This window comes from Kineosporia sp. NBRC 101731 (genome assembly GCF_030269305.1).
Taxonomy (GTDB): Bacteria; Actinomycetota; Actinomycetes; order Actinomycetales; family Kineosporiaceae; genus Kineosporia.
On the sequence record NZ_BSTC01000004.1, the window covers coordinates 1 to 24,389 of the forward strand.

Sequence of the window (24,389 nt, forward strand, 5' to 3'; positions counted from 1 at the left end):
CGTCGGCTCGGCGTTCTTGGTGGCTGCGGGTGTCGGGGATGCCGGCTCGGCGGAGGGCGTCGCGGTAGCTGTCGGCCAGGGCGTCGAGCATGGAGTGGATGAGCATGGCTTTGTCGGCGCGTAGTTTGACGGTCAGTCCGCCCATGCCGTCGGCCAGTGGGTAGGCGTAGACGCAGCTTTCTTTGACTGCTTCTTCGTAGCGGTTGCGGGCGGCGTTGGGGTTGACTTTCTGGATCTCGCGTTGGGCGGCGTGAATGGCTTGGCGCTGGTTCTTGCCGGGTAGGTGCTGGGCCAGGGCTTTCTGGACGGCTTCCCAGGCGGGGCTGCCGGGGGTGAGGCGGTTGCGCATCTGGGTGTTGACCGAGACCGCGGCGCGCCAGTCGAAGGTGCCCTGGTAGACGAGTTGCCAGATGGCGGGGAGGTCTTGGCAGATCTCTACCGCGTTGACGACCTGGTTCGTGGCGGTGGTGCGGGTGATGCTCAGGGAGAGGCAGCTTTCGGCGGCGACGGCGTCGATGCCGTTGATCGGGTCGAACGTGGCCCCGGGTGGGACGGTCTGGGCCTGGGCCGCCAAGGTTGCTGCCTGGGCCAGGGATTGGGCCTGGACGGCGTCGAGGTAGCGTTTGACGCGTTCGGCTGCGGTGGCCGTGCCCAGGCAGTGGTTCTCGGAAGATGAAGGCCAGGAGAAGCTTTCAACTTCCTGGAAAAGGTCGAGAGGTGACATGGCCGCCAGGTTGACCTGGGGCCAGGCTGATAACACGTTTTCCTGCATGACCGCGCCCCCGCACCGTCGGATCGAACAGTTGTTCGAATTCTATGCCATGTGGGCTTGTTTTCCTACTTGGGGTTGCCGGGCCGGAGGGCGAGGGTTGCACCGCCAGATGAAATGAAAATCAATGACCAGAAGCATGTCACGATGGTTCCAGGGCTGATGATGCCGTCATGGGTCGGGCGCCGACATGGGTCTGGCGCCAATCGGCTCGGCCGGTGCCATCGGCGGGACCAACTCGGCATCGTCCAGGAGATCATCATCTTCTTCGAGATCCACCGAAACTGGCCGTGCCGGTGAAAAACTGGGTACACGTGGTCCTGGCGCCCCCGAAGGCACCTGGTCGCGAAAGTGAATCCGGGCTCAGATGGCGGTGGTTCCGCTTTCCACGACCAGTTCCAGGCCGTTGACGTACCACGAGTCGTCGGAGGCGAGAAACAACGCGACGACCGCCGGAGTGTTTCCAGTGTCGTTCCGGCCTTGCTCGCCGTGCTCGCCGTGCTCGCCGTGATGGTCAAGGTCGTGCTGATCAGCATCACTCTGCTTCAGGTGACGCAGGGCCATGGCTTCGCGGGGAAATCACAGCCTCTGGCGGTCGACTGGGCCCGGCTGGTGGGACTGACCGGGCTGGTCTGCCTCGTCCTCGGCGTTCGATCGCTCGTGCGTGGCTGGGGGCGTGAGGGCCCGCAGGACGGAGCGATGCTGATGGCGCTGGCCGGTGTGGGCGGACTGGTCCTCGTGTCGGTGATCGCATCGGGTGAGATCATGGCGCTGAGCGTCGTTGCGATGTTTTATTTTTCGGCGTTGGATTCGATCCGGTAAACGGTGCCACCCGGAGTTCTCGGGGTGAGTCGCTTTCCGGTGATCCGGCACCGGGTCACACCGGTACCAGGCTCCTTGATCCGGCCGACGGGTCGGCCAGCTCTCGAGCGCGCCTTCTCTACCGGGTCAGCACGAAATGTAGCTCCGCGATCCCATCGCCAGGACCGGGTGCGTGAGGGACCTGCTCCTGGTGGAAGCCGCATTTCTCCAGGACGCGGATCGATCCGGCGTTGTGCGCGGCAACGTGAGCATGGAGCGACGGGTTCGTCACCTCGTCCACGAAAAGTCTGATTGCCTGCGTCGCCACGCCACGGCCCCAGTAACCGCGCCCGATCCAGTAGCCGATCAGCCACTGCTCCTGGTCCTGGTCCTGCCAGCAGGCAACATGCCCGGCAACGGCCCCGTCGACGAGAACGGTCCGTAGGTGCCCCGTCGGGTTGAGACGGATCTTCGCCCAGTGTGCATCGAACTGATCGCGATCCTGCGACGCGACGGCGGCCATCGCGGCCGCCCCCGCATCGGCCTGGTACTCGAAGAACAGAGCGAGATCGCGGTCTTCGACAGTTCTCAGGCTGACCCGTTGCGGTGCGTTCACGCCTTCCATCATCGCCGACCCGGAACGTCGACGGTGGTGAAGTGCTCTGATTGCTGTGCGGCAATCCCGGGAACACCGACACACCGTTGTCGCGTCGGCGTTCAAGAGTGGCTGCATGACCAAGAACGCGAACCCCACGACCGCCTCCACGGCCCGGCACTCGCTCGATCTGTGGCTGACGATGTGGAACACCGACGGCGGCATTGCCCGGCAGATCTGCGCCGACGACTTCCGCATCCGCTTCGCCGTGACCGAGCCTGATGGGTCGACCCCCGCGGACGACATCCGCACCGCCGAGGATTTCGCCCAGTATCTCGGCTGGTGGCACGGGCAGAACCCGGGCGTGGCCTTCACGGGCGTCGCCGATGCGATCGACGGGGACCACGGCCGGCTGCTGTGGGACGTCGAGGTGGGCGGCCACCGCGCGGGTGGCGTCGATGTGTTCGATTTCGCCGAGGACGGCCGGATCCGGCGGGTCTGGTCGGTCGGTGGGCAGCGGAGCATGCGCAGCTGACGTAGGACGCTGAAAGTGACTGTCTCTGGCAGAATTGAGGTATGAAGCGAGCCGAGCGGCAGTACGCCCTCGTCGACCTGCTCCGTGGAGCCCGTCGGCCGTGGTCTGCCGCCCGGCTCGCCGCCGAGTTCGGGGTGTCCTCGCGGACGATCGAACGGGACATCGGATCGCTCCAGAGTGCCGGGGTCCCGATCTACGCCGATCACGGTGCGGCGGGCGGTTACTCGATCTTGCGGGAGTATTCGCTGCCGCCGCTGAATCTGTCCGCTGCCGAGTCGCTGGCGGTGCTCGCCGGGCTCGCGCTGTTGGAGTCCTCGCCGTACCAGGGGGCCGCCCGCCGCGCCCGCGCCAAGATCGTCGCCGTCATGGCCGAACTACAGCCGCACATCGTCCCCGCTCCGGCGCCCGTGACCGCCGACCGGCTGGACGCACTACGGGCCGAGGACGCGACCGAGGTACCACCGACAGAAACACTGGAGCGCGGTGGCCTTTTCGAGATCAGCGAGCGGACCGTCGACGGGCCGGTGGGGGTCAAGGCTGCTGATCTGCACCCCGGTCGGCCCGGCCGGACCGCGTCCGGTGATCTACCACACGCACGGTGGCGGCATGTTCAGCGGTGACCACCGCATCGTCCTCGATCCGCTGTTGGACGAGGCACAGGCCCTGGGGGCGACGCTCGTGTCGGTGGCCTACCGGCTCGCTCCCGAGCACCCCCACCCGGCGCCCCTCGACGACGTCCACGCCGGTCTGCTGTGGACCGTCGAGCACGCGGCCGAGCTGGGCATTGACCCGGACCGGATCATCGCCGCGGGAACCAGTGCGGGGGGCGGTCTCACGGCGGCGCTCGCGCTCACCCTGCGCGACACCGGCGGCCCGCGCCTGCTGGGCACGCCGGACGAATGACCCCGCCAGACGAGGCGACCCCGTACCCTTCAGGAGGAGACACACCAGATGAGCGGTGCACCGGAGACTGCGGACGAGCAGCGGGTGGAGAAACACGTGCGGACCCTGGCGGCCGGCCCGCGTGGGCGCCGGCACCACCCGCAGGCCCTGCAGCAGGCCATGGACTACATCGCCACCGAGCTCGACGGCTACGGATGGACGACCCGGCACGTTCCCTTCGTGATGCGCTGGGCCATCGGGGTCACGGAGAAGGGCGGCACCGCACCCTTGTGGCGCCGGGTCCGGCTGTACCGCCGGCTGGAGGGCACGAACCTGCTGGCCCACCTTCCGCAGCACGCCCCGGACGCCCCCGCCGTGCTCCTGATAGCCCACGTCGACAGCGTCGAGAACAGTCCGGGCGCCGACGACAACGCCTCGGGCGTGGCCGCGGTGCTGGAGTGCGCGCGGCTGCTGGCCACGCTGCCCGACCCGCCCGTGGTGCGGCTGGCCTTCGTGGACATGGAGGAGCTGGGCAAGATGGGTTCGCGGGCTCTGGCCGGTGACCGTCGTTTCCGGCAGGGGCTTCGTCACGTGGTCTGCCTGGAGTCGGTCGGGACCTTCACCAGTGAGCCCGGCTCCCAGCAGGTGGGTGTGCTCAGGTGGGTCTTCCCGCAGGCCGCGGCCGAGATCGCGAGCCAGGACGGCCGGGGCGACTTCGTCCTGGCGATCTGTAAGCGTTCGTCCCGCCGGGCCGCCGACACCATCCGTGAGAGTGCCGACAGGGTACGTGTTCTGGTCGGTCAGGAACCGCGTCCGGACGGTCTGGCCGGTCGCCTGGTGACGCAGATCGCGCGCCCCCTGAGGAACCTCGACCGCTCCGACCACGCGCCGTTCTGGGACAGGGGCGTGCCGTCCCTGATGCTCACCTGCACCGCGTCGTTCCGCAACCACCGCTACCACCTTCCCGAAGATGTCGCGGAGGAAGTCGATTTCGGGAAAGTGGCCCAGCTGTCGACGGCGGTGGTCCGGGCTCTTGCGCGCGGGTTCTGAGGGTGGTCGGTGCAGGTCCAGGGGGTCTGGGGGCACCATCGAGTGGCGTGGGGCGCTACCTCGGGGAAGATGTCTGCATGGCTGATCCGTTCCCTGCGCACGAGACATCCTCCGGCACCTGCTTCTGTGGTTACCACGTGCAGGCGAGTTCGACGGGGGTCGTGCCGCCGTGCCCCGAGTGCGGGAACGGCCCCTGGGACAAGCCGTTCCCGCGCCTCGCGGACCTGCCCCGGCAGAATCGCCAGGAGATGCGCGACCCGGGATCGCTCAGCCGAACGTGACCAGATCCTTGAAGATCAGCTGACCCCAGGTGGTTCCGCTCGCCTGCACCAGCAGCCCGCCCTCCGCGAGACCGCCTAGATCGACCGGCGCGAACCCGAGAGCCTCCGCCAGCGCGCCGACCTGCGCTGCCGCACCCTCGTCGTCACTCGCCAGGAACACGACCCTCCTACCGCCCTGGACGGCCGGATCCTGCTCGAGAACTCCGGCGACCAGATGATTGAAGCCCTTCATCAGCTTGGCCCCGGTGAAGGCCTGGGCGACGACCTGGGCGGACGACTTGTCTCCCAGTTGCTCGGGGGAGACACCGTAGGCGTTGGTCACATCGACGATGGTCTTTCCCGTCCAGGACGGCAGCGCCCGGGCGACATCCGGGTGTGATCCGAAAGGGACGGCCAGGAAGATGATGTCTGCAGTGAGGGCCTGGGCCAGATCGGTGGGGACGAGCTCGGGCCCGATCGCGGCCGCGGCGGAGGCCAGGCTTTCCGGGGCGCGGGTCGTCGCCACGGACACCTGGATGCCGCTGCGGGCGAAGGCCTTGGCCAGGGCCTGGCCGATGGTGCCGAAGCCGATGATTGCGTAGTTCATGTGTTCTCCAGAAGGTTTCGGGGTGCGCAGTTGACGGTGCCACCGGCTCGATGAGGTGTCCAAGACCTCTTTCAGCGGCTGCGATACCCTCAGGACATCGCCGGACCGGGAGGCTTCATGGATCTGGACCTGCGCAAGCTGCGCTACTTCGTCGCCGTCGCGCAGACCCTGCACTTCGGCCGCGCCGCCGAGGAGCTGCACATCGCACAACCGGTGCTCAGTCGGCAGATCCGCGCACTGGAAAAAGATCTCGGCACCCCGCTGCTGATCCGGGACAGTCACGGCGTGGCACTGACCGACGCCGGCCGCCAGTTGCTGACCGACGCCGGCCCGCTGCTGGCCTCCACCCGGGCGATCCGCCGCCGGGTGACCGCGGCCGCGCGCAGCGGACAGCGGCTCATGGTCGGCTTCCGGGCGGGCATCACGGTCACCCCGGCGATCCGCCGGTTCGCCACCGGGAACCCGGGTGTGACCGTGGACATGCAGCGGATCGAGGCGGACGACCAGGCCGCGATGCTGCTCGACGGCCGCATCGACATCGCCTACGTTCGCCTGCCCATCGATGAGGCCGGCCTGCGCGTCATCCCGCTGTACACCGAGCCGCGGGTGGCGGTGCTGCCCGCGGGCCACCGCCTGGCCGGCAAGGAGCAGATCACCGAGGCGGACCTGTCGGGCGAGCCGCTGCTGTGGTCGGCCGACGCCGGCACGCAGCCCACCCGGCATCCCCACCCCGACGCCGGGTACCGGGTGCGCGGGGTGGACGAGACGCTCGAGCACGTCGCGGCCGGTCGCGGCATCGCGTTCCTGGCCCGTTCGGCGACGGTGTTCTACTCCCACCCACAGATCAGTTACGTGCCCGTCGTGGACCTGGCGCCCGAGGAGGTGTGTCTCGCGGTGGCGGCGTCGGGCGCCCCGTCCGGGGTCGACGACTTCCTCGCCGCGGCCCAGCACTCGGCCGAGGTCACGGCCGAGTGCGGGAACTACGAAATGTGGTAGCTGGGAAGCCTTTCCAGTTCCTAGGGCCTCGGTTCAGCGCTTGACGGTGAGCAGGTGGCTGATCTGGAACATGTCGTAGAGCTGCTGATTGAGTGCTTCCATCCGCTCGTTCTGGGGCTGGACCAGGTCGCCCAGGCCCATCCTGTCGACGACCGTGCGGAACGGCCGCTCGCCGTGCGGGAGATTGATCAGGTCGACGATGGCGTCTGCGACCAACCGGGGACTCTGGGCGGGGTTGGCCGCGAAGGTGCTCTCGAAGGCCTGCAGGAAACCGGCCGGCAGGGCGGCGACGTCGCCGTAGTCACCGAGGCGTTCGGGCTCGCTCGGACCGCTCAGCTTGCCGATGAATTCGGTCGGCATGCCGCCCGGTTCGATGATCGCGGACTCGATACCCAGCTGCGACAACTCGGCCCGGTACAGCTCGGCGAAGTTCTCGGCGGCGGCCTTGGAGGCGCCGTAAGGGCCCTGGAACGGAATGGCCAGACGGCTGGTGAGGCTCGAGATCAGGACCAGCAGGCCGCTGCGGCGCGCCTTCATGTGCGGGATGATCGCGCGGTTGACCCGGTGCACGCCGAACACGTTCACGTCGAAGACCTTCTGCAGATCCTCGGTGGTGAAGCCCTCGAGCAGATCCAGGGCTCCCAGCCCGGCGTTGTTCACGACCACGTCGATGTGGCCCAGCTCAGCGATCGCCCGGGCGACGCCACGCTGGACGCTGTCCTCGTCGGTGACGTCGAGCTCGATGACGGTGACGTCCTGGGCGGCGAGTTCGCCGGCGGCCTGCTGGTTGCGTCCGGTGACGTCACGCATGGTCGCGGCGACGGTGTGGCCGGCGTCCAGCAGGCTCTCGACGGCCAGGCGGGCGAAACCGGTTGCTGCTCCGGTGATGAGGACGGTGGACAAGGTGGTGCTCCTTCGAGTCGTAAAACGTTCCGGGACAACGTGAAGCAGTCGGTCAGCCCAGAAGGCCGCTGGTCCAGTCCCACAGGCGGGCCGCCGTGGCTTGGTCGACCGCGTGCGGGACGACTCCGACCGGACGGGTGCCCTGCATGCGCTGCTGGTGCACCTCCTGCTCGGAGGCCAGCGGGACCAGGGGTGAGATCTCGGTGTTCTCGGCGTAGGCCCCGCCGCGTCCGCTCAGCCGGGGATCGGTGGCCAGCCAGGTCTGTGTCGAGGCGCCCTGCTGGGGGTTCTTGAGGCCGGTCTCCGGGTCGTAGAAGGGCAGGCCGTCCTGGTCGAGGGTGCCCAGGACCTGCAGATCCGCGGTGGAGGCCCAGACGGAGAGGTTGGTCTCGACGATGGTGCCGGGGTGGCAGGAGAACCCCTCAATGCCCTCATCCTCGCCGTGGGCGGTGATGCCTACCGCGTGCAGGATGTTGGCACTCTTGGACTGGCCGTACGCCAGGGTGAACTCGTAGGGGCGATGGCGGTCTTTCCGGTGAGGTCGATGCCGGCGATCACGTCATCGGCGGTGGAGGACGCCGTGAAGCCGGACCCGATGGGCTGCTGGATCTCTGACGTGGTGAGCATGGGATTCCCCTGAACAGAAGGTCGTTGGTGCTGGTGTGAAGAGAGGTCGGCCGCGTACCTCCGGGGCGCCTTTCGTGGTTCACGTCATCAAGCTAAACGCCCACGTCTGGTCGGTGAATCACGTAGAGGCCGCAAAAGTTGCGCTAAAGTACGGACATGCCCAGGGATCCTCTGTCGGACACGCTGGCCCTGATCGATGCCCGCTGTGTCGTCTCGGGCGGGTTCACCGCCGGCGGAACGTGGGGCCTGCGGTTCTGGCCGCAGGCTCAGCTCAAACTGGTTGCTGTGGCGAGGGGTTCGCTCTGGCTCTCGGTCGACGAAGGGCCGGAGCCCGTGCTGCTGCGCACCGGCGACGTCGCCGTGGTGAACGGCTGGCGGCAGGTGGTCCTGGCCGACGATCCGCAGAGTGAGAACGCGGATCTGACGGAGGCCTTCACCAGCAGCGAGACCGGCGTGATCAGCGTGGCCGAGGGCGAGGAGGTGGCGGTCGTCGGTGGCCACGTCGAGGTCAACCGGATGGGGGAGGAACTGCTGCTCGCCGTCCTGCCGCAGATCACCTGCATCCGGGCGGTGGCCGAGGAGGCCCACGCCATCGGCTGGCTGCTGCAGCGCATCCTGAGGGAGATGACCACGAACCCGCCCGGATCGAGCTTCGTGGCCCACCAGCATGCACAGCTGCTGCTGGCCGAGGTCTTCCGCGCCTACTTGGCGGACGTCACCTCGCTGCCGGTGGGCTGGTTGCGGGTCATCGCCGAACCCGGGCTGGGCCCTGCCCTGCGAGCCATGCACGCGGATCCGGGCCGGGACTGGTCGCTGGCCGAGCTCGCCCGCCTGGCGACGATGTCGCGTACCACTTTCATCGACCGCTTCAAGGCCACTGCGGGCGTCCCCCCGATGACCTATCTGCAGCAATGGCGGATCCGGCTGGCCGAAAGGGAACTCGGCACGTCGACCACCTCGGTCACCGACTTGGCGGCAGCGCTCGGCTACAAGTCCAACAGTGCGTTCAGCACCGCCTTCAAGGCCGCGACCGGCCTGTCACCGCGTCACTTCCGAGAAGCGCAACTGGCGCTCCGGTCGTGAGCTGGACGCCCGGGCAATTCCGCTGCGCACCCGCACGCCGTCCCAGGTCAGGGCCTCGACCTCGGGGAGGGCCCGGCCCCACACGGCACATCTGAGCGACTCGTCCATGCTTGCTGGACAACGCCCTCAGGGGTGCCCTGTCATGGCCTCTTGGGCGGGTGGCCCTGATGCTGGTCCAGGGACGCCGCGAGACCCTGGGCGATCATCGTCAGCGCGTCGGTGAAGGGGTCCTGAGCAGAGGGAATGTCGTCGGTCTCGAGCAGGCCGAGCGCATCTGCCACGAGGCGCTGCTGCTCATGGAACGTGAAGCCGACCACGAAGTGCATGACCGCCTCGGCCGCCACCTCCGACAGCGAGTCGGGCACGCCCCGGGCGCGCCCGACGCTCAGCAATGGGGGACGCACGGGGGAGTTCACGAGCCCGAGGGCCAGTGAGCTCGACACCAGTTCGGAGGCGTCGCGGTGGGCGAGCAGGCTCTCGTGCATCCGGGCGCCCACCACGAGCACGGCCTGCGGCACGGTCAGGTTCTCGACCGTGACCTCGCCCACGGGCGCGAGGATCCGCTCGCTGACCGCGGCCAGGAGAGCCTGCTTGTTCGGGAAGTGCCAGTACAGGGCGCTGGGCTGGACGCCGAGGGCGGTGGCCAGGTGGCGCATCGTCAGGTCGGGCAGTCCACGTTCGTCCAGCAGGTGCAGGGCCATGTCGGCCACGTCGTCCCGTGTTCTTCTGGGCGGACTTCCCGAACCTGCCATTGGCCCATTATGGTCATGAACGCTGTTCAGGTGAACACCGTTCAGGAGGGCGAGTCGATGGCAAAAGGGCAAGGTCCGACGCTCGGACCGGTCGATGCGACGGATCTGGCGCGCGTGGCGGTCTTCGCGGCGCTGACGGCGGCGCTCGGGCTGCCGGGCAGTTTCAGCGCGTTCGGCGGGGTTCCGATCACCGCGCAGACGCTCGGGGTCATGCTGGCGGGGGCGATCCTCGGTCCCCGGCTCGGCGCCCTGTCGATGATCGTCCTGCTCGTCCTCGTTGCGGCCGGGCTCCCGCTGCTGGCCGGTGGGCGGGGCGGCATCGGGGTGTTCGCCGGGCCGTCCGCGGGTTACCTCTTCGGGTGGGTCGCCGGGGCCTTCGTCACCGGGCTGATCGTGCACGCCTCGTCGCGCAGGCCCACCCTGCTCCGGACGGCGCTCGGCCTCCTGATCGGCGGCATCCTCGTGGTCTACGCGATCGGGATCCCCGTGCAGAGCCTGGTGACCCGACTGCCGCTGGGGCGCACCCTCGTCCTCAGCCTCGCGTTCGTCCCCGGCGACCTGATCAAGGCGGTGATCGCCACCAGCACCGTCGGCACCCTCCTGCGGGCCTACCCCCGCGCGTTCCGGCGTACCTGGGCCGGGGGCTCTTCCCGCGCGGAAGCCCGACGATGACGTCCCGGATCGTCGTGCTGCCGGGTGCGCCCGGCGAACTGCTCGACCGGCTGCGCGAGGTGCGCCACCGGGGAGACGTCCCGCTGGTCGGCGACGAGCGCTGGCCGGCGGCGCACTGGTCGGCGGTGCGCGACCTGGTGTCCTCCGCTGCGGTGCCCGACGATGTGGCCTGGGCGACCCTGACGTCCGGGACCAGCGGACGACCTCGCGTCGTCCTGCGCACGGCGGCGTCGTGGCAGCGATCCTTCGCCGCGATCTCGGCGATCCTCACCGACCAGGTGCTGCTCCCGGGGCCACCGGCCTCGTCCCTGACGCTGTTCTCCCTGGCCCACGCGCTCGAGGGCGGCCCCCACCCCGTGCTCGACGGTCGGGACGCCACCTCGTTCCACGGAACACCGCACGCCCTGCGCACGGTCCTCGACACCCACCCCCGGCTCCGCGTCGCCCTCGTGGGCGGTTCCCACCTCGACCCGTCCCTGCGGGCCGCCGCCGAGGACCGGGGAATCCGGGTCGTCTCCTACTACGGCGCGGCCGAATTGTCCTTCGTCGCCCTCGACGAGGGAACGGGACTGCGGGCGTTCCCCGGAGTGGATCTGGACGTGCGGGACGGTGAGCTGTGGGTGCGCACGCCGTACGCGGCGCTCGGCTACCTGGGCGGGGCGGGCCCGTTGCGCCGGGACGGGGCCTGGAGCACCGTCGGCGATCTCGCCTCCCTCGACCCGCTCGACCCGGGCGTGCTCACCCTGCACGGGCGGGCGGACAGCGCCATCCTCACCGCGTCGGCCACCGTTGTCCCCGAAGAGGTGGAAGCCCAGGTGAGGACGATCGCCGGGGTCCGCGACGCGGTGGTCTTCGGCATCCCCGCACCGGGTGTCGGTGAGATCGTCGCGGCCCTGATGGAACCGGACGGCCCGGCCCTGACCGCGGGCCATCTGCGCACCACCGTGGACGCCGGGCTCGCCACCGCCCATCGTCCGCGCGTGTGGTTCACCGGGGAGATTCCGCGCACCGCCTCCGGGAAACCCGCCCGCGCCGAGGCCCGGCGCCGGGCTCTCGCCGGGGAGGTGCCCCGCCTTGCCTGACCAGCCTGACCAGCCTGACCGGCCTGACCAGGAACGGGCCGATGCGGTCATCGTCGCCGCCCGGCGCACCCCGATCACCACGCGCAGCCGTGCTTTCGCCCGGCTCGGCCTCGAAGACCTGGCCGCACCCGTCCTGCGCCACGTGCTGGGCGATGCCGGGTCCGCGACCGGTGCGCCCCTCGTCGTGGCCGACGTCGTGCTGGGAAACTGTAGGGGGCCCGGGGGTAATCCGGCCCGGATCGCCGCGCTCGCCGCCGGGCTCGGCGTGAGCGTGCCGGGTGCGACCGTCGACCGGCAGTGCGGCAGTGGTCTGGCCGCCGTCCTCGAGGCGGTCCGGGCGATCCAGGCGGGCGACGACCGTCCCCGTCTGGCCGGTGGCGTCGAGAGCGCCTCGACCGCCCCGACCCGGTCCGTCGGCGGAAAGAGCTACGCGCGAGCGCCCTTCACCCCGGCCGGCTGGCCGGACCCGGACATGCCGGCCGCGGCGCAGGCCCTGGCCGACGCCGACGGGATCACCCGCGAGCGCCAGGACGCCCACGCCGCCCGCAGTTACCGGCGAGCCCGCGCGGCCCGCGACGCCGGACGCTTCGACCACGAAATCGTCCCTCTGCAAGGAGTGTTCGCCGACGACTCGATCAGGTGGGACGAACGCCTGCTGGCCCGACTGCGTCCTCAATTCCCCGACGGCACGCTCACGGCGGGAACCTCGACGCGGATCAGCGACGGCGCGGCGGCGGTCGCCGTGATCCCCCGGCGGATGCGGGGCCGGGCACCCGGTCTCGTGGTGCGGGGACAGGCCGTGGTCGGTTGCGATCCGGCCCTTCCCGGCATCGGTGCCGCCCCGGCCGTACAGGCCGCGCTCGCGAGCGCCGGTGCGTCCGTCGCCGACGTCGCCGCCTTCGAGATCGTCGAAGCCTTTGCGGCACAGTCACTGGCCGTGCTGGCCCGGCTGGGAATGGAGGACGACGATCCCCGGGTCTGCGCCGACGGTGGCGCTCTCGCACTGGGTCACCCCTGGGGGGCCAGCGGCGCGGTCGGCCTGGTCCGGCTGTTCAGCCGTCTGGTGCGCGCGGGTGCCCCGGCGGGGACGCTCGGGGTGGCGGCCGCGTCCGTGGGTGGCGGTATGGGGGTCGCGGCGGTCGTCGAGGTGGTCCGGTGAGCGGATTGCTTCTGGACGAGGTGAGCGTGCGTGGGGGAGACGTGGAGGTACTGCACGACGTCACCTGCGCGCTGGATGACCGCACGATCGCCGTCATCGGCGAGAACGGTTCGGGGAAGTCCACGTTGGCCCGGCTCGTCGGTGGCCTCATCACGGCGTCCAGCGGCACGGTGCGTGTGCTGGGGCTGGACCCGGCGCGGGACGCGGCCCGATTACGGCACCGGGTGGCCATGGTCTTCAGTAACCCGGACGCACAGATCATCATGCCGACCGTCGCCGAGGACGTCGCGTTCTCCCTGCGCCCGGAAAAGCTTCCACGGGAGGAGAAACGGCGTCGGGTCCAGGCCGCGCTCGAGCGGTTCGGACTGGACGGGATCGCCGACCGTTCGGCCCACGACCTCTCCGGTGGGCAGAAACAGTTGCTCGCCCTGTGCGGGGCCTTCGTGCGGGAACCCGAGCTGGTGATCGCCGACGAGCCGACCGCGTACCTGGACGCCCGCAACGCCCGCCGGGTCACCGGTCATCTCCTCGAGAAAGGCTCGCACCGGCTGCTGCTGGTGACTCACGACCTCAACCTGGCTCAGCGCTGCGACCGGGTGGTCTTCGTCAAGGACGGGACGATCGCCGCGGCCGGCGACCCCGACCAGGTGGTCACCGCCTACGAGGAGCACCTCGCGTGCTGAGCCTCTACCGGGCCGGTGACAGCCTCTGGCACCGGCTGCCGGCCGGTCCGAAAGCGTTGCTGCTCATGGTGATCGTGCTCGGGGTGGGCCTGCTGCCGGTGAGCCGGCCGGGCCCGGCGGTGGCGGCCGTCATCGCCGTCGGCTGTTATGCCGTGCCGGGGGTCGGCCTGCGGGAACTGGGCCGTCAGCTGGTGGCCGTCCGCTGGGCGATCCTGGTCACCGCGGCCGGGCAGCTCCTGTTCCTCGGACCGGAGCGGGCGGCCGCGAACACCACCCGGGTGGGCGCGGCCCTGGTGATCGGCGCCCTGATCGCCCTGACCACGCCCGTCGGGGCCCTGCTGGACGCCCTCGAGCAAGGCCTGAAACCGCTGGACCGGATCGGCATCGACCGGCAACGCGTGGCCCTGCTGCTGATCGTGACCATCACCATGCTGCCCGTGCTCGCCCGACTCGCCCACGACGTCCGTGAGGCCCAGCGCGCTCGCGGCGCACCGCCGGGTCTGCGGCACTTCGCCCTGCCGTTCCTGGTCGTGGCGCTCAAGCACGCCGATGCGCTGGGCGATGCGCTGAGCGCCCGGGGTGTGCGGTGACCTGTCGACGCCGTTGTGCTCCATGAACTGGCATGACCTCCCGGACGCAGCCGCCCGTCCGCCGGGGGGTAGTGCCAGTACCGGTCATGACAGGAACTCCCCAGGTCAGGGCCGGAGACGTTCACTGGTGGTGTTCCGACGAGAGGAAGACCATGGAATACCGCCTTCTGGGACGCACCGGGTTGTCCGTCAGCCCGCTGTGCCTGGGCACGATGATGTTCGGCCCCTGGGGCAACGACGACCACGACGACTCGATCCGGATCATCCACCGGGCCCTGGACGCCGGTGTCAACTTCGTCGACACCGCTGACGTGTACTCCGGCGGGGTGTCGGAGGAGATCGTCGGGAAGGCATTGAAGGGCCGCCGCGACGAGGTGGTCCTGGCGACGAAGTTCTTCATGCCGATGGACGACGCGCCCAACCACGGTGGTGGGTCGCGGAAGTGGATCGTGCGGGAGGTCGAGAACTCCCTGCGCCGGCTGGGGACCGACTACATCGACCTCTACCAGGTGCACCGCCCCAGCGCCGTGATGGACGTCGAGGAGACCCTGGGCGCCCTGACCGACCTGGTCCGGCAGGGGAAGGTGCGCTACATCGGGTCCTCGTCGTACTCGGGTTCGCAGATCGTCGAGGCTCAGTGGGCCTCGCGGGAGCGGCATCTGGAGCGGTTCGTCAGTGAGCAGCCGCCGTACTCGATCCTGGTGCGCGGGATCGAGGAGGACGTCCTGCCGACCACACTGCGCCACGGCCTGGGCACCCTGGTCTACAGCCCGCTGGCCGGTGGCTGGCTGTCCGGTCGCTGGCGCAAGGACGCGGCCGGCCGGCCGACCTCGGCGGCCCGCCCGAACGCCCGGTTCGACATGTCCAGCCCGGCCAACCAGCGCAAGCTCGACGTCGTCGAGGAACTCGCGCTGCTGGCCGAGAAGGAGGGCATCACGCTGATCGAGCTGGCCCTGGCCTTCGCGATCAACCACCCGGGCGTGACGTCGGCGATCATCGGGCCACGGACGATGGAGCAGCTGGAGTCGCAGCTACCGGCGGCCGACCTCCAGCTCAGCGAGGCCGTGCTGGACCGGATCGACGAGCTGGTGGCCCCCGGCGTGACCCTGAACCCGGACGACAACAGCTACGGCGCGGCGGAACTCACCCCCGAGGCGCGCCGCCGCTGAATCGGCGGGCAGCTCTCAGCGGAAGGATTCGGCCACGACGGCCTTCAGGGCCTCGCCCACGGTACGCACCGCCGGTCCGGTCCGTCCCGGCCGGTAGGCCAGGCTGACGCGGCGGACCTCCGGGGGCACCCCCACGAGGTGGGTGATGTGGATACCGTCCAGCACCTCGGCCGGAAGCTTCTCCGGCACGACGGTGATGCCGGCCCCGGCCCGCACCAGCGCCAGCTTGCTCAGCCAGTCGGCGCCCTGGTGCAGGATCCGGGGCCGGCCCGGCAGGCCGGGCCAGACGCCGAGAACCGTTTCGCCCGAGGGAGACCGGTCGACGATCCAGGCTTCGTCCCTGATCTCCTCGGGGTTCACCGACGCTCTGCCCCCGAACCGGCCGTGAAGGGGTACGGCCAGAGCCAGGGACAGGTCGGTCAACGGGGTCGACCGCAGCGGCGGTGTCTCCTGATCGAGGGCGCGATGGGGCGGACGGGAGGTGAGCACGGCCAGGTCGAGCGCGCCTGCCCGTAGCGCCCGGACCAGTGACGGTGTCGTCGCCTGCCGGGTGGACACCTCGATCGCGGCTTGCGCCCGGCTGATCCTCGCCAGAAGGGCCGGCAGCAGAAGGGGCCCGGCAACCGGCAGGTATCCCAGACGCACCTCGGCCGTGGGGAGCGGTGCACCGGACATCTCACGTTCCGCGGCGTCCATGGCCTCCAGGGCGATGGACGACTGCCGCACCAGGACCAGTCCTGCGGCCGTGGGTCGGACCCCTCCGGTCTGACGATCGAACAGCTGCTTCTTCAGGACTTTTTCGGCGTGGGCGATCTGACGGGAGACGGCCGACTGGCTGTACCCGAGTTCGCGGGCGGCGGCAGTGAAGCTCTGGCGCTGCGCGACCTCACGGATGATGCGCAGGGTACCGAGACTCAGGTCCATGCGAACAAAGCATAGGGGGGACGCAGGACTTGCGCTTGTCTCATGAGTAGAAGGCGACCTAGCTTCCGTAGCAAGAGAAATCGATAGAAGAACCAAGGGAGTACGCCATGCCGTTGATCACCATCAATCTCCAGGCCGGGACCCGGACGCAGGACGAGCGTCTGGCCATCTCCACCGCACTGCACCAGGCGATGGTGGAGGTGCTCAACGTTCCGGCGGACGACCGCTTCCACATCTTCAACGAACTGCCCGAGGGGAACCTGCTGCACGACGACGTCGTGTTCGGGTTGCCGCGCAGCGAGCGGATGATCTTCATCGCGTTCTCGTTCAACCACCGCGACGCCGATCAGAAGAAGGCGCTCTTCGCGGCTGCGGTGCGGCTGCTGGCCGGCGCCGGGGTGCCGGAACACGAGCTGGCGATGATGATCATCGAGACCGCCCGGGAGAACTGGTGGGCAGCCGGCCGGGTGGTGAACCCCCGGACCGGTTACGACGAGCGCATGGTCGAGGTCGGGGCCTGACGTCCGGCACGTCCGGCCGAGATCCGGATGCTCCTCCGTTTCGGGGGTTAAGGTGGTGCCGACCGCATCGGCCTCGTCCGGCCGGTGCCAAGAACTGTGGTGGAAGGGAAAAGGGCACCTCATGGATCTCGGCATTCACTACTTCACATTCACCCACCCCGAGTGGGAGACGACCCTGACCGACCGCTTCACCGAGACGGCGCGGATTGCCGACGAGGGTGGCGTGAGTCTGCTGACGGTGATGGATCACTGGTTCCAGATGCTCCACGCGGGAGGGCCTTTCGAGCCGATGCTGGAGGGGTACACCTCCCTGGGATACCTGGCCGGCGTGACGAAGAACGTCCGGTTGAGTTTGCTGGTCACCGGGGTGACCTACCGGCACCCGGGTCTGCTGGCCAAGATCGTCTCCACGGTGGACGTCCTCTCCCGTGAGCGCGCGATGCTCGGTCTGGGGGCGGCCTGGTACGACCGGGAGCACGCGGGGCTGGGCGTGCCGTTCCCGTCCACCGCCGAGCGGTTCGAGCGGCTGGAGGAGACGCTGCAGATCTGCCGGCAGATGTGGTCGGACAACGACGGCGCCTACCGCGGCAAGCACTACCAGCTGGAAGAGACGATCAACCTTCCGCAGCCGCGCCGGGGGAGCGTCCCGGTGATGATCGGTGGCGGCGGGGAGCAGAAGACCCTGCGGCTGGTCGCGGAGTACGGGCAGGCCTGCAACCTGTTCGGGGCGCCCGGCGCCGAGGGGCTGGAGACGATCCGGCACAAGCTCGAGGTGCTGCGCGGGCACTGCGATCGCCTGGGCACCGACTACGACGCCATCGAGAAGACGATGCTCTTTCGCGGTGAGGTCCTGGGTGACGTGGACACGTTCCTGTCCCAGATGCAGGAGTACAGGGCGCTGGGCATCAGCCTGGTCGCCCTGACACCCACCCCGTACGAGAACCCGGTTCCCTGGGCCACCGCTCTGGCCGAGAAGGTCGTCCCCCGGTTGCGGGAGATCTGAGGGGACCCACGACGGGTCCGGGAGCGTTCCGGCGTCCACCATCGGCTGTTTGAATGGTGGACGCCGGACCTGGCCCACGGGGGCGGCTCGCGGGAGAGTGTGGTCGGCGGAGCGGCCGATCCGGCCGGGAACGGTCTCAGGCCTGGACGACCCGGCCGCGGCCGGCGGTCTTGGCGCCGTACATCGCGGTGTCGGCGCGTTTGATCTCGGTATCGGGGTCGGAGCCCGGGGGCGCCAGGATGACGCCGATACTCGCCCCGACCCGCACCGGTGCTCCCTGGATCGTCATCGGCACCGAGACGGCCGCGACGATCCGGGCGGCGATGTCGCCCGCGTGCTCGTCGGTGGCCCCCGGCAGCATGATCGCGAACTCGTCACCGCCCAGGCGCGCGATCACGTCACCGCTGCGCACCACCTGCCGGATGCGGTCGGCCACCGTCTGCAGGACAGCGTCACCGGTCTCGTGGCCGAGTGTGTCGTTGACGGCCTTGAAGCCGTCCAGGTCCAGGTACAGCAGGGCGGTCGGGCCGGGAGCCTCGGCCAGCGACCGGCTCCACCTCGAGTAGAACAGCCGGCGGTTGGCCAGGCCGGTGAGCAGGTCGGTGTTGGCCTGGGACTGTGCGGTGTCCAGCGAGGAGGCCAGCTGCTGCACCACACCGTGCAGACGCGCCAGCACCAGCAGGTACAACCCGATCGAGCCGCCCGCGATGACCGGGGCGTCGATAGCCTCGTGACGCAGCCACTCGATGATCAGCACCAGCGGGGCCATCAGGCTGGCCACGGCCAGGGCGTACAGCCGGCGCCGGCCGATGACCCCTTCGGGGACCGGCGGAGTGGGCTGGGAGAGTTCGGGCATGGACGGGTGGAGCGCGGCGGAGGCGAACAGGATGTGCGACACCAGCCAGCCGGAATCCAGGACGCCACCGGCCTGATAGGCCCCGGCCAGCTCGAGCAGCGTGTAGATCGCGTCGGTGACCAGAAGCGTGATGACACCGCCGACCAGGAGCCGGTAGGCGACGGGTCTTCGGCCCGAGCCGATGGCCAGCCGCAGCAGCACGGCCAGGGCCAGCAGGTCGAGAATCGGATAGGCCAGGGAGACCGTCCGGCCCAGCACCGACAGGTCACCGCTGTGGGCGGTCGGCGAGATCAGGTACAGCCAGGCCAGCATCCCGGCACCGATCGAGAGCACCGCCGCGTCCAGCAACCCGGCCCGGTCCCACTCGCGGTGACGGGCCAGGGTGAAGGCGATCAGCACCACGATCAGCAGCAGGGACGAGGGCAGGTACAGGGCATCGGCGATCGAGGGGAAGGCGTCGCGTTCGGTCGACAGGCTCTGCACCCAGTAGGCGACCTCCGCGGCCCCGAACAGGGCGACCTTCACCGCCAGCACGTACCAGGACCAGCTGGTTCCCGGCCGGTGACGCCGGACGCCCACGAGGATCGCGACCATCGCCGTGAGATACACCAGCCCGGCGATCACTGCCTGGGCCGTCTCGGACGGGACGGCGAGATAGCCGAGCACGACCACACCGCACACCCACGTGTACCACTGCCAGCCACGTGACCCCGGCACACCAGCCCCCTCGAACTTCCCGATGCCGAGGTCATCGACAGGTCCGGGGCCGGGGTGAAGCGGGCGGGGCGGCCCAGCGCCTGGCCCAGCGCCTGGCCCAGCGCCTGGCACAGCGCCTGGCACAGTGGTGCGCTCGCAGTCGCGGCGACAGGGGGGCACGATGACGGACGATGCGGTGAGGTTCGGGGGTGGAGACCTGCGCAGCCTCACCGCTGCGCTCGAGCAGGTCTCGCAGGGCTACGCGCAGCGCTTCGGCATCGAGCGCGACCCGGCCTGGTTCCTCCTCAAACTGCAGGAGGAACTGGGGGAGCTCACCCAGGCGTACCTGGCCGTGAGCGGGCAGGGGCGCTCACGGGACCGGACCCCCGGGCAGCTGCGCGAGGATCTGGAGAACGAACTGGCGGATGTGCTGGCCCACGTGCTGATCCTGGCCCACCACCACGGGATCGATCCGGAGCTTGCCGTGCAGCGTAAGTGGTTGTCCTGGTTGGAGACTCCGAACGGGAACTGAACCTGCACGTCAGCTCACCAGCACCGGCCGGCGCTCGGCGGCCCCGATCGCCTCGATCAGATGAGCCATGTCGGGGTTGGCCTCCCGGGCCTCGCACAGCGCCTTCTCCAGGGCGGCGTTGTGTTCCTGGCGGGCGCGGGTGAGCAGGTCCGCGCCCTGGGGGGTGGCCTCGCTGTAGATACCCCGCCGGTCGTCCGGGCACAGACAGCGCCGCAGCAGGCCCCGGTCTTCGAGGCGGGTGACCAGCCGGGTGGTCGCGGCCTGGCTCATCGCCATGGCGGTGGCCAGCTGGCCCATGCGCAGGTGGTGCTCTTCCTGGCGGGAGAGCAGTTCCAGCACGCCGTACTCGTTGACGCTCAGCTCGAACTGCCCCTGCAGGACCTGCTCCAGGCGCGCCGCGATGCGGGTGTGGAGGACAGCGAGCTGGCGCCAGCCGTGGACCAGCGCCTGGACCTTTTCGTCGGGCAGCGACATGGTGTGAGCCTCCTCGTCCACGGACGTCCTCGGGCGGACGCGTTGTTCTCCCACTGAAACTACCCGCGTCGTCAACGAACGGACGACGCGGGTAGTTTCCGGGTGGTGTCGCCTCAGCCTGCGGATTCGCTCTGGCGGGCCAAGGCCGACGGCGCGTCCTCCGCCGGTGCTGCCGGTGCGGCCGTGGCCTCGCGGGGGAGTGCCGCACCGACGAGCAGGGCACCCACGCCGCCCACGGCCAGGGCGGCGCCGACCCACAGGGGCGAGGCGAGACCCAGGCCGGCGGCGATCGTCAGGCCCCCGATCCAGGCCCCGATCGCGTTGCCGATGTTGAAGGCGGCGATGTTCGCGCCGCTGGCGACCGTCGGTGCGTCCGGGGCGTAGACCATGATCCGCACCTGCAGGCCGGGGGCGGCCGACAGGCCGACCGTACCCATGAGCAGCAGGAGGACGACGGCGGCCGGCTTGCTGTCCACCAGGAGGGCGAAGACACCGAGCACCACCGTCAGGACGGCCAGGGCGGTCATCAGGGTCCGGTCCAGGTTGTGGTCCGCGGCGCGACCCCCGACGTAGTTGCCGATGAAGGTGCCCACCCCGAAGAGCACCAGCAGCCACGGCAGGGCGGACGTCGCGAAGCCGGTCTCGTCCGTCAGGGTGAAGGCGACGTAGGTGAAGGGACCGATGACGGCGGCGAAGGCCAGGGTGCTGACGGCGAGGGACACCCAGACCTGGGGACGTCGGAAAGCGGCCAGTTCGCGCTGCAGATGGGTGTCCTGCGGGGCCGGGGCGGAGGGGACCAGGGCCTGGATGCCGATCATCGTGACGACTCCGAGGGCGGTGATCACCCAGAAGGTGGCGCGCCAGCCCAGCTGCTGACCCAGCAGGGTGCCGAACGGGACACCGAGCACGTTCGACAGGGTCAGCCCGCCGAACATCAGGGCGATCGCCCCACCCTGACGGCTCTGCCCGACCATGTCGGCGGCGACCACGGCACCGATCCCGAAGAAGGCCCCGTGGCACAGCGCGGCCACGATCCGCCCGGCCAGCAGGATGCCGTAGCCGGGGGCCACGGCGGAGATCAGGTTGCCCAGGATGAACAGGAGCATGAGTCCGACCAGGACCTTCTTGCGGTCCATCCGGATCACCGCGGCGCTCAGGGCGACGGCCCCGAAGGCGACGCTGAGGGCGTAGCCGGAGACCAGAAAGCCGGCGACCGATTCCGAGACTCCGGTGTCGGCAGCCACTTCCGGGAGCAGGCCGACGATCCCGAACTCCGTGAGGCCGATGCCGAACCCCCCGAGGGCCAGGGCGAAAAGGCCGATAGGCATGACGAGACCCTTCCAGGCCAAGGAAAGAATGTCTGACGTCTGAAACTATTCCGCACGCGGGCTACCACTGCAAGTGGCCTTATCGCTCTTGGTTGAGAAGGGCTGACCGATCGGTGAACCGGAATGCCGGTCCATGTCCACCGAGCGGATCACGGCGGCCGGGAGCAGGACCTTCTTGCCGAAGATCCACGGGCTGGTGTCGACCGCGATGTAGCTGCTGTCGGTGTCGTAGGTGGCCCGGGCCGGGAGGTGGTTCTCCTGGGGGGCGGGCCCCGAAAGTGCCGCCGGCATCTGATCCGGCGGGCCGGGCGCAGCGGGTGGGCGCTCAGAGGGTGGGCGTGACCTGCCGGTCCGCGGGGGCGTTCGGCGGCAGTCGCGGCACGGTGTGAGGACCGGCCGATCCGGCCCGGGACAGGATCCACGGCCGCAGATCGGAGTACGGCATCGGCCGGGCGAAATGGAAGCCCTGCAGGACGTCGATCCCCAGGTCGCCCAGGATCGTCGCCGCCTGCGCGTCCTCGACGCCCTCGGCGACCGTGCGCAGCCCGAGGCCCTGGGCCAGCGAGGCGGTGGAGGCCACGATGGTCCGGCTGCGGGGATTGGAGGCGACGGTCGTGACGAACGACCGGTCCAGTTTGAGTTCTCCCACGGGCAGGTCGCGCAGATACGCCAGGGAGGAGAAACCGGCGCCGTAGTCGTCGATGGCGACGTCCAGTCCGTGGCTGGTGATGTCGTGGAGCGTGGCGGTGGCGCGGTCGGGGTCGGCCAGTAGTGAGTCCTCGGTGATCTCCAGGACGAGGGTGCCCGGGGCCAGTGCGGCCCGGTCGATCGCCGCGAGCAGCCGGGCGATGAGGGCCTGGTCGAGCAGCTCGGCCGGAGCGACGTTGAACGACATGCGGCAGTGGATCCCGGCCTGGAGGAGCCGTTTGATGTCGGCCAGGACCGTGTCCAGGATGATCTCGGTCATGATGGGCATCAGCCCGGACCGACGGGCCACGGGCAGGAACTGGCCGGGTGGGCGCAGTCCGGTGTCGGGGTGCTGCCAGCGGACGAGGGCCTCGATCCCGGCCAGCTCGAACGTCCGGCTGTTCACCTGCGGCTGGTACCAGGCGTGGATCTGCCCGTCGGGCAGGCCCCGCCGCAGGTCGGCGGCGATCTCCAGGTGCTCGAGGGTGAAGTCGTCCCGGTCGGCGTGGTAGAGCAGGGTCCCGGTCTGCTGCGACTTGGCCTGGTACATGGCGACATCGGCCTGGCGCAGGAGTTCGTCACCGACAGTGGTGCCGGGGTGGCGGACCGAGACGCCGACCGAGGAGCCGAGAGCCAGTTCGTGGCCCAGGATCTGCAAGGGGCGGGCGATGACCTCGCGCAGTTGGGCGGCCTTGGCCAGGGCGTCCTGCTCGCCGAGGATCGGCAGGACCACGATGAACTCGTCCCCGCCGGGGCGACCGAGCATCACCTCGGCGGGGGCGACCTCCCTCAGCCGGCGGGCGATCGTCCTGAGCACCTGGTCGCCGGCGGGATGGCCCAGCGTGTCATTGACGATCTTGAATTCGTCGAGGTCGGCCAGGAGCAGGCCGATCGACTCGTCCGCGGAGTCGGCGACCTGGATCCTGGCCAGGACGGCCCGTCGGTTGGGCAGGTCGGTGAGATCGTCGATCAGCGAGAGACGGTAGGCCTCGGCCGCCCCCCGGGCATCGTGCAACGCCAGAGCCATCCGGGCCATGGCCGCGGCCATCGTGACAGCGGCGGGGACCACCAGCAACGGGGCTTCACCGATGGTCTCCACTGTGAGCACGGCCCCGGCGGCACAGGAGGCCAGAAGGGTTGCCACCATGCCGGTCCCGTCGCGTACCCGGGTGGCGGTGTCGGACCGGGGACCGCAGGCGGACGCCGTGGCCAGGAAGAACCCGAGACCCCACAGGAGGGTGGTGGCCGGGGTGTAGATCGGCTCGGTGCCCGGGTCGACCCGCATCAGCAGCAGGTTCCCCGCGAGCAACAGCGTGAGGCCGGTGCCGAGAGCGGCGGTGTGCCCGGACCACCGTCGGCGGCCCAGCACCGTTCCGGAGACGACGGCCAGCAGCATCACCAGGGCGATGGCGGGGAACAACAGGGCCTGGTCGAGTTCATGACCGTGCAGGTGCGTGAACCACCCGGACAGCGGCGTGGTGAAGGCGAACCCGGCGAAACTTGACGCCCCGCCGCAGATGATGACCGTGTCCAGGGCCACCACCCGGGTCGGTTCCAGGGTGGTCTCCCCGTCCAGCACGATGAAGGTCGCCAGCGCGAACTGGGCGGCGAGCATCACCAGGAACGCGGTGAGGGAGACCTCCCGGGGTGCCGGGTCCACGGCATCCACCAGGATCGCCCCGACACTCAGCAGTCCCAGGCAGGAGGCCAGCGTGACCGTGGCCCGCCGGCGTTGCGGCCAGGCGATGGCCGCCGCCACCAAGCGGCCACCCAGGAGTGCGTACATCAGCACCAGGACCGCGCCCCGGGCGGTCGGGGCCCACCCCGCACCCCGGGTCAGGCCGGTCTGCTCGAGCAGGAAGCCGGCCCCGAGGACAATCAGGAGCGCTCCCGAGGCCAGCGAGAAGACCCCTGACCAGATCGCCGCGGCGGGCTGCCCGGGGACGACGACGGAGCCGGTGTCCCTCAGCCAGGCCAGGACATCGGATCGCGAGACCCTCCGAGAGCTTTCAGGCGGCACAGCGGGTGATCGACCGACCGGCCCGCGACCTTGAACCATGGCTGTCAAGTTACTCGTGGCCGACGGGCTCGGGACGTAGGTCCCTGGCGCCCTCGGGGCCGGGCCCCGCAGGCCCTGAGTACCGCCACCGACG

General features: G+C 69.9%; 29 protein-coding genes and 1 pseudogene. 18 read left to right on the top strand and 12 right to left on the bottom strand.

What is annotated here, in order from left to right; genetic code table 11:
• The coding region (locus QSK05_RS12805) for a DUF222 domain-containing protein (protein WP_285597372.1) at nt 1-724 on the bottom strand (724 nt) is incomplete at its 3' end.
• 408 nt (nt 725-1,132) lie between these two features.
• Nucleotides 1,133-1,222, bottom strand: a pseudogene (locus QSK05_RS36340) (dehydrogenase); the annotation flags it as partial.
• Between the two features lie 27 nt (nt 1,223-1,249).
• On the opposite strand from QSK05_RS36340, the gene QSK05_RS12810 reads away from it, so the two are divergent.
• The gene (locus tag QSK05_RS12810; RefSeq protein ID WP_285597373.1) at nt 1,250-1,591 is read left to right on the top strand and encodes a hypothetical protein; all 342 of its coding nucleotides are present in this window, start codon (nt 1,250-1,252) and stop codon (nt 1,589-1,591) included.
• A gap of 118 nt (nt 1,592-1,709) precedes the next feature.
• Here QSK05_RS12810 and QSK05_RS12815 read toward each other — a convergent pair whose 3' ends face one another.
• Nucleotides 1,710-2,186, bottom strand: coding sequence for a GNAT family N-acetyltransferase (locus QSK05_RS12815; RefSeq protein ID WP_285597374.1), 477 nt, complete (start codon nt 2,184-2,186; stop codon nt 1,710-1,712).
• Nucleotides 2,187-2,301: 115 nt separating this feature from the next.
• Here QSK05_RS12815 and QSK05_RS12820 point away from each other — a divergent pair, with 115 nt between their 5' ends.
• The 5 genes from QSK05_RS12820 (at nt 2,302) to QSK05_RS12840 (ending at nt 4,913) form a co-directional block, all read left to right on the top strand.
• Nucleotides 2,302-2,700 (top strand): nuclear transport factor 2 family protein, encoded by a 399-nt coding sequence (locus QSK05_RS12820; protein WP_285597375.1) that lies wholly within the window; start codon nt 2,302-2,304, stop codon nt 2,698-2,700.
• A 41-nt stretch (nt 2,701-2,741) separates the two neighbouring features.
• On the top strand, nt 2,742-3,320 hold the full coding sequence (locus QSK05_RS12825; RefSeq protein ID WP_285597376.1) for a helix-turn-helix transcriptional regulator: 579 nt from the start codon (nt 2,742-2,744) through the stop codon (nt 3,318-3,320).
• Complete coding sequence (locus tag QSK05_RS12830; protein WP_352301078.1) at nt 3,280-3,603, top strand: alpha/beta hydrolase; 324 nt, start codon at nt 3,280-3,282, stop codon at nt 3,601-3,603. Before QSK05_RS12825 ends, QSK05_RS12830 begins: the two co-directional genes overlap by 41 nt.
• Nucleotides 3,604-3,651: 48 nt before the next feature.
• Nucleotides 3,652-4,632, top strand: a complete 981-nt coding sequence (locus QSK05_RS12835) for a M28 family peptidase (protein WP_285597378.1) — start codon at nt 3,652-3,654, stop codon at nt 4,630-4,632.
• A 77-nt stretch (nt 4,633-4,709) separates the two neighbouring features.
• Complete coding sequence (locus QSK05_RS12840) at nt 4,710-4,913, top strand: hypothetical protein (protein ID WP_285597379.1); 204 nt, start codon at nt 4,710-4,712, stop codon at nt 4,911-4,913.
• On the opposite strand, the gene QSK05_RS12845 is transcribed toward QSK05_RS12840, so the two are convergent.
• Nucleotides 4,900-5,700 (bottom strand): NADPH-dependent F420 reductase, encoded by an 801-nt coding sequence (locus QSK05_RS12845; RefSeq protein WP_285597380.1) that lies wholly within the window; start codon nt 5,698-5,700, stop codon nt 4,900-4,902. The two genes, QSK05_RS12840 and QSK05_RS12845, sit on opposite strands and share 14 nt — an antisense overlap.
• On the opposite strand from QSK05_RS12845, the gene QSK05_RS12850 reads away from it, so the two are divergent.
• Complete coding sequence (locus tag QSK05_RS12850; protein ID WP_285597381.1) at nt 5,617-6,495, top strand: LysR family transcriptional regulator; 879 nt, start codon at nt 5,617-5,619, stop codon at nt 6,493-6,495. The genes QSK05_RS12845 and QSK05_RS12850 overlap by 84 nt on opposite strands.
• A 33-nt stretch (nt 6,496-6,528) precedes the next feature.
• Here the strand turns inward: QSK05_RS12850 and QSK05_RS12855 are convergent, their stop codons facing one another.
• Complete coding sequence (locus QSK05_RS12855) at nt 6,529-7,398, bottom strand: SDR family oxidoreductase (protein WP_285597382.1); 870 nt, start codon at nt 7,396-7,398, stop codon at nt 6,529-6,531.
• A gap of 406 nt (nt 7,399-7,804) precedes the next feature.
• On the opposite strand from QSK05_RS12855, the gene QSK05_RS12860 reads away from it, so the two are divergent.
• A complete protein-coding gene (locus QSK05_RS12860) occupies nt 7,805-8,038 on the top strand; it encodes a hypothetical protein (protein WP_285597383.1) in 234 nt (77 codons plus the stop codon).
• A gap of 143 nt (nt 8,039-8,181) precedes the next feature.
• Nucleotides 8,182-9,108 carry an AraC family transcriptional regulator gene (locus tag QSK05_RS12865; RefSeq protein WP_285597384.1) on the top strand — a complete coding sequence of 309 codons (927 nt, stop codon included), beginning with the start codon at nt 8,182-8,184 and terminating at the stop codon, nt 9,106-9,108.
• Nucleotides 9,109-9,248: 140 nt separating this feature from the next.
• Here QSK05_RS12865 and QSK05_RS12870 read toward each other — a convergent pair whose 3' ends face one another.
• A complete protein-coding gene (locus tag QSK05_RS12870) occupies nt 9,249-9,860 on the bottom strand; it encodes a TetR/AcrR family transcriptional regulator (protein WP_285597385.1) in 612 nt (203 codons plus the stop codon).
• 57 nt (nt 9,861-9,917) lie between these two features.
• Here QSK05_RS12870 and QSK05_RS12875 point away from each other — a divergent pair, with 57 nt between their 5' ends.
• From QSK05_RS12875 to QSK05_RS12900, 6 genes are all read left to right on the top strand, one after another.
• Nucleotides 9,918-10,532, top strand: a complete 615-nt coding sequence (locus QSK05_RS12875) for a biotin transporter BioY (RefSeq protein WP_352301367.1) — start codon at nt 9,918-9,920, stop codon at nt 10,530-10,532.
• Nucleotides 10,529-11,614: an AMP-binding protein gene (locus tag QSK05_RS12880; protein WP_285597387.1), complete on the top strand. Its 1,086-nt coding sequence runs from the start codon at nt 10,529-10,531 to the stop codon at nt 11,612-11,614. The genes QSK05_RS12875 and QSK05_RS12880 overlap by 4 nt, the downstream gene beginning before the upstream one ends.
• Nucleotides 11,607-12,773: a thiolase family protein gene (locus tag QSK05_RS12885; protein WP_285597388.1), complete on the top strand. Its 1,167-nt coding sequence runs from the start codon at nt 11,607-11,609 to the stop codon at nt 12,771-12,773. The genes QSK05_RS12880 and QSK05_RS12885 overlap by 8 nt, the downstream gene beginning before the upstream one ends.
• Nucleotides 12,770-13,456 (top strand): energy-coupling factor ABC transporter ATP-binding protein, encoded by a 687-nt coding sequence (locus QSK05_RS12890; RefSeq protein ID WP_285597389.1) that lies wholly within the window; start codon nt 12,770-12,772, stop codon nt 13,454-13,456. Before QSK05_RS12885 ends, QSK05_RS12890 begins: the two co-directional genes overlap by 4 nt.
• Nucleotides 13,450-14,046, top strand: coding sequence for an energy-coupling factor transporter transmembrane component T family protein (locus QSK05_RS12895; RefSeq protein WP_285597390.1), 597 nt, complete (start codon nt 13,450-13,452; stop codon nt 14,044-14,046). The genes QSK05_RS12890 and QSK05_RS12895 overlap by 7 nt, the downstream gene beginning before the upstream one ends.
• A gap of 152 nt (nt 14,047-14,198) precedes the next feature.
• Nucleotides 14,199-15,215 carry an aldo/keto reductase gene (locus QSK05_RS12900; protein WP_285597391.1) on the top strand — a complete coding sequence of 339 codons (1,017 nt, stop codon included), beginning with the start codon at nt 14,199-14,201 and terminating at the stop codon, nt 15,213-15,215.
• A gap of 15 nt (nt 15,216-15,230) precedes the next feature.
• On the opposite strand, the gene QSK05_RS12905 is transcribed toward QSK05_RS12900, so the two are convergent.
• Nucleotides 15,231-16,139: a LysR family transcriptional regulator gene (locus QSK05_RS12905; RefSeq protein WP_285597392.1), complete on the bottom strand. Its 909-nt coding sequence runs from the start codon at nt 16,137-16,139 to the stop codon at nt 15,231-15,233.
• Between the two features lie 107 nt (nt 16,140-16,246).
• Between QSK05_RS12905 and QSK05_RS12910 the strand changes: the two genes are divergently transcribed.
• Both QSK05_RS12910 and QSK05_RS12915 read left to right on the top strand, forming a co-directional pair.
• The gene (locus QSK05_RS12910; RefSeq protein ID WP_285597393.1) at nt 16,247-16,660 is read left to right on the top strand and encodes a tautomerase family protein; all 414 of its coding nucleotides are present in this window, start codon (nt 16,247-16,249) and stop codon (nt 16,658-16,660) included.
• 121 nt (nt 16,661-16,781) lie between these two features.
• Nucleotides 16,782-17,663, top strand: coding sequence for an LLM class F420-dependent oxidoreductase (locus tag QSK05_RS12915; protein WP_285597394.1), 882 nt, complete (start codon nt 16,782-16,784; stop codon nt 17,661-17,663).
• A gap of 136 nt (nt 17,664-17,799) precedes the next feature.
• Here the strand turns inward: QSK05_RS12915 and QSK05_RS12920 are convergent, their stop codons facing one another.
• Nucleotides 17,800-19,236, bottom strand: coding sequence for a GGDEF domain-containing protein (locus QSK05_RS12920; RefSeq protein ID WP_285597395.1), 1,437 nt, complete (start codon nt 19,234-19,236; stop codon nt 17,800-17,802).
• A 160-nt stretch (nt 19,237-19,396) separates the two neighbouring features.
• Between QSK05_RS12920 and QSK05_RS12925 the strand changes: the two genes are divergently transcribed.
• Nucleotides 19,397-19,747 (top strand): nucleoside triphosphate pyrophosphohydrolase family protein, encoded by a 351-nt coding sequence (locus QSK05_RS12925; RefSeq protein ID WP_285597396.1) that lies wholly within the window; start codon nt 19,397-19,399, stop codon nt 19,745-19,747.
• A gap of 9 nt (nt 19,748-19,756) precedes the next feature.
• Here QSK05_RS12925 and QSK05_RS12930 read toward each other — a convergent pair whose 3' ends face one another.
• The 4 genes from QSK05_RS12930 to QSK05_RS12945 form a co-directional block, all read right to left on the bottom strand.
• Nucleotides 19,757-20,221: a MarR family winged helix-turn-helix transcriptional regulator gene (locus tag QSK05_RS12930; protein ID WP_352301370.1), complete on the bottom strand. Its 465-nt coding sequence runs from the start codon at nt 20,219-20,221 to the stop codon at nt 19,757-19,759.
• Nucleotides 20,222-20,334: 113 nt separating this feature from the next.
• Nucleotides 20,335-21,549, bottom strand: a complete 1,215-nt coding sequence (locus tag QSK05_RS12935; RefSeq protein WP_285597398.1) for an MFS transporter — start codon at nt 21,547-21,549, stop codon at nt 20,335-20,337.
• 45 nt (nt 21,550-21,594) lie between these two features.
• Nucleotides 21,595-21,840, bottom strand: coding sequence for a hypothetical protein (locus QSK05_RS12940; protein WP_285597399.1), 246 nt, complete (start codon nt 21,838-21,840; stop codon nt 21,595-21,597).
• 34 nt (nt 21,841-21,874) lie between these two features.
• Nucleotides 21,875-24,256 (bottom strand): putative bifunctional diguanylate cyclase/phosphodiesterase, encoded by a 2,382-nt coding sequence (locus QSK05_RS12945; protein ID WP_285597400.1) that lies wholly within the window; start codon nt 24,254-24,256, stop codon nt 21,875-21,877.
• Nucleotides 24,257-24,389: the final 133 nt, after the last annotated feature.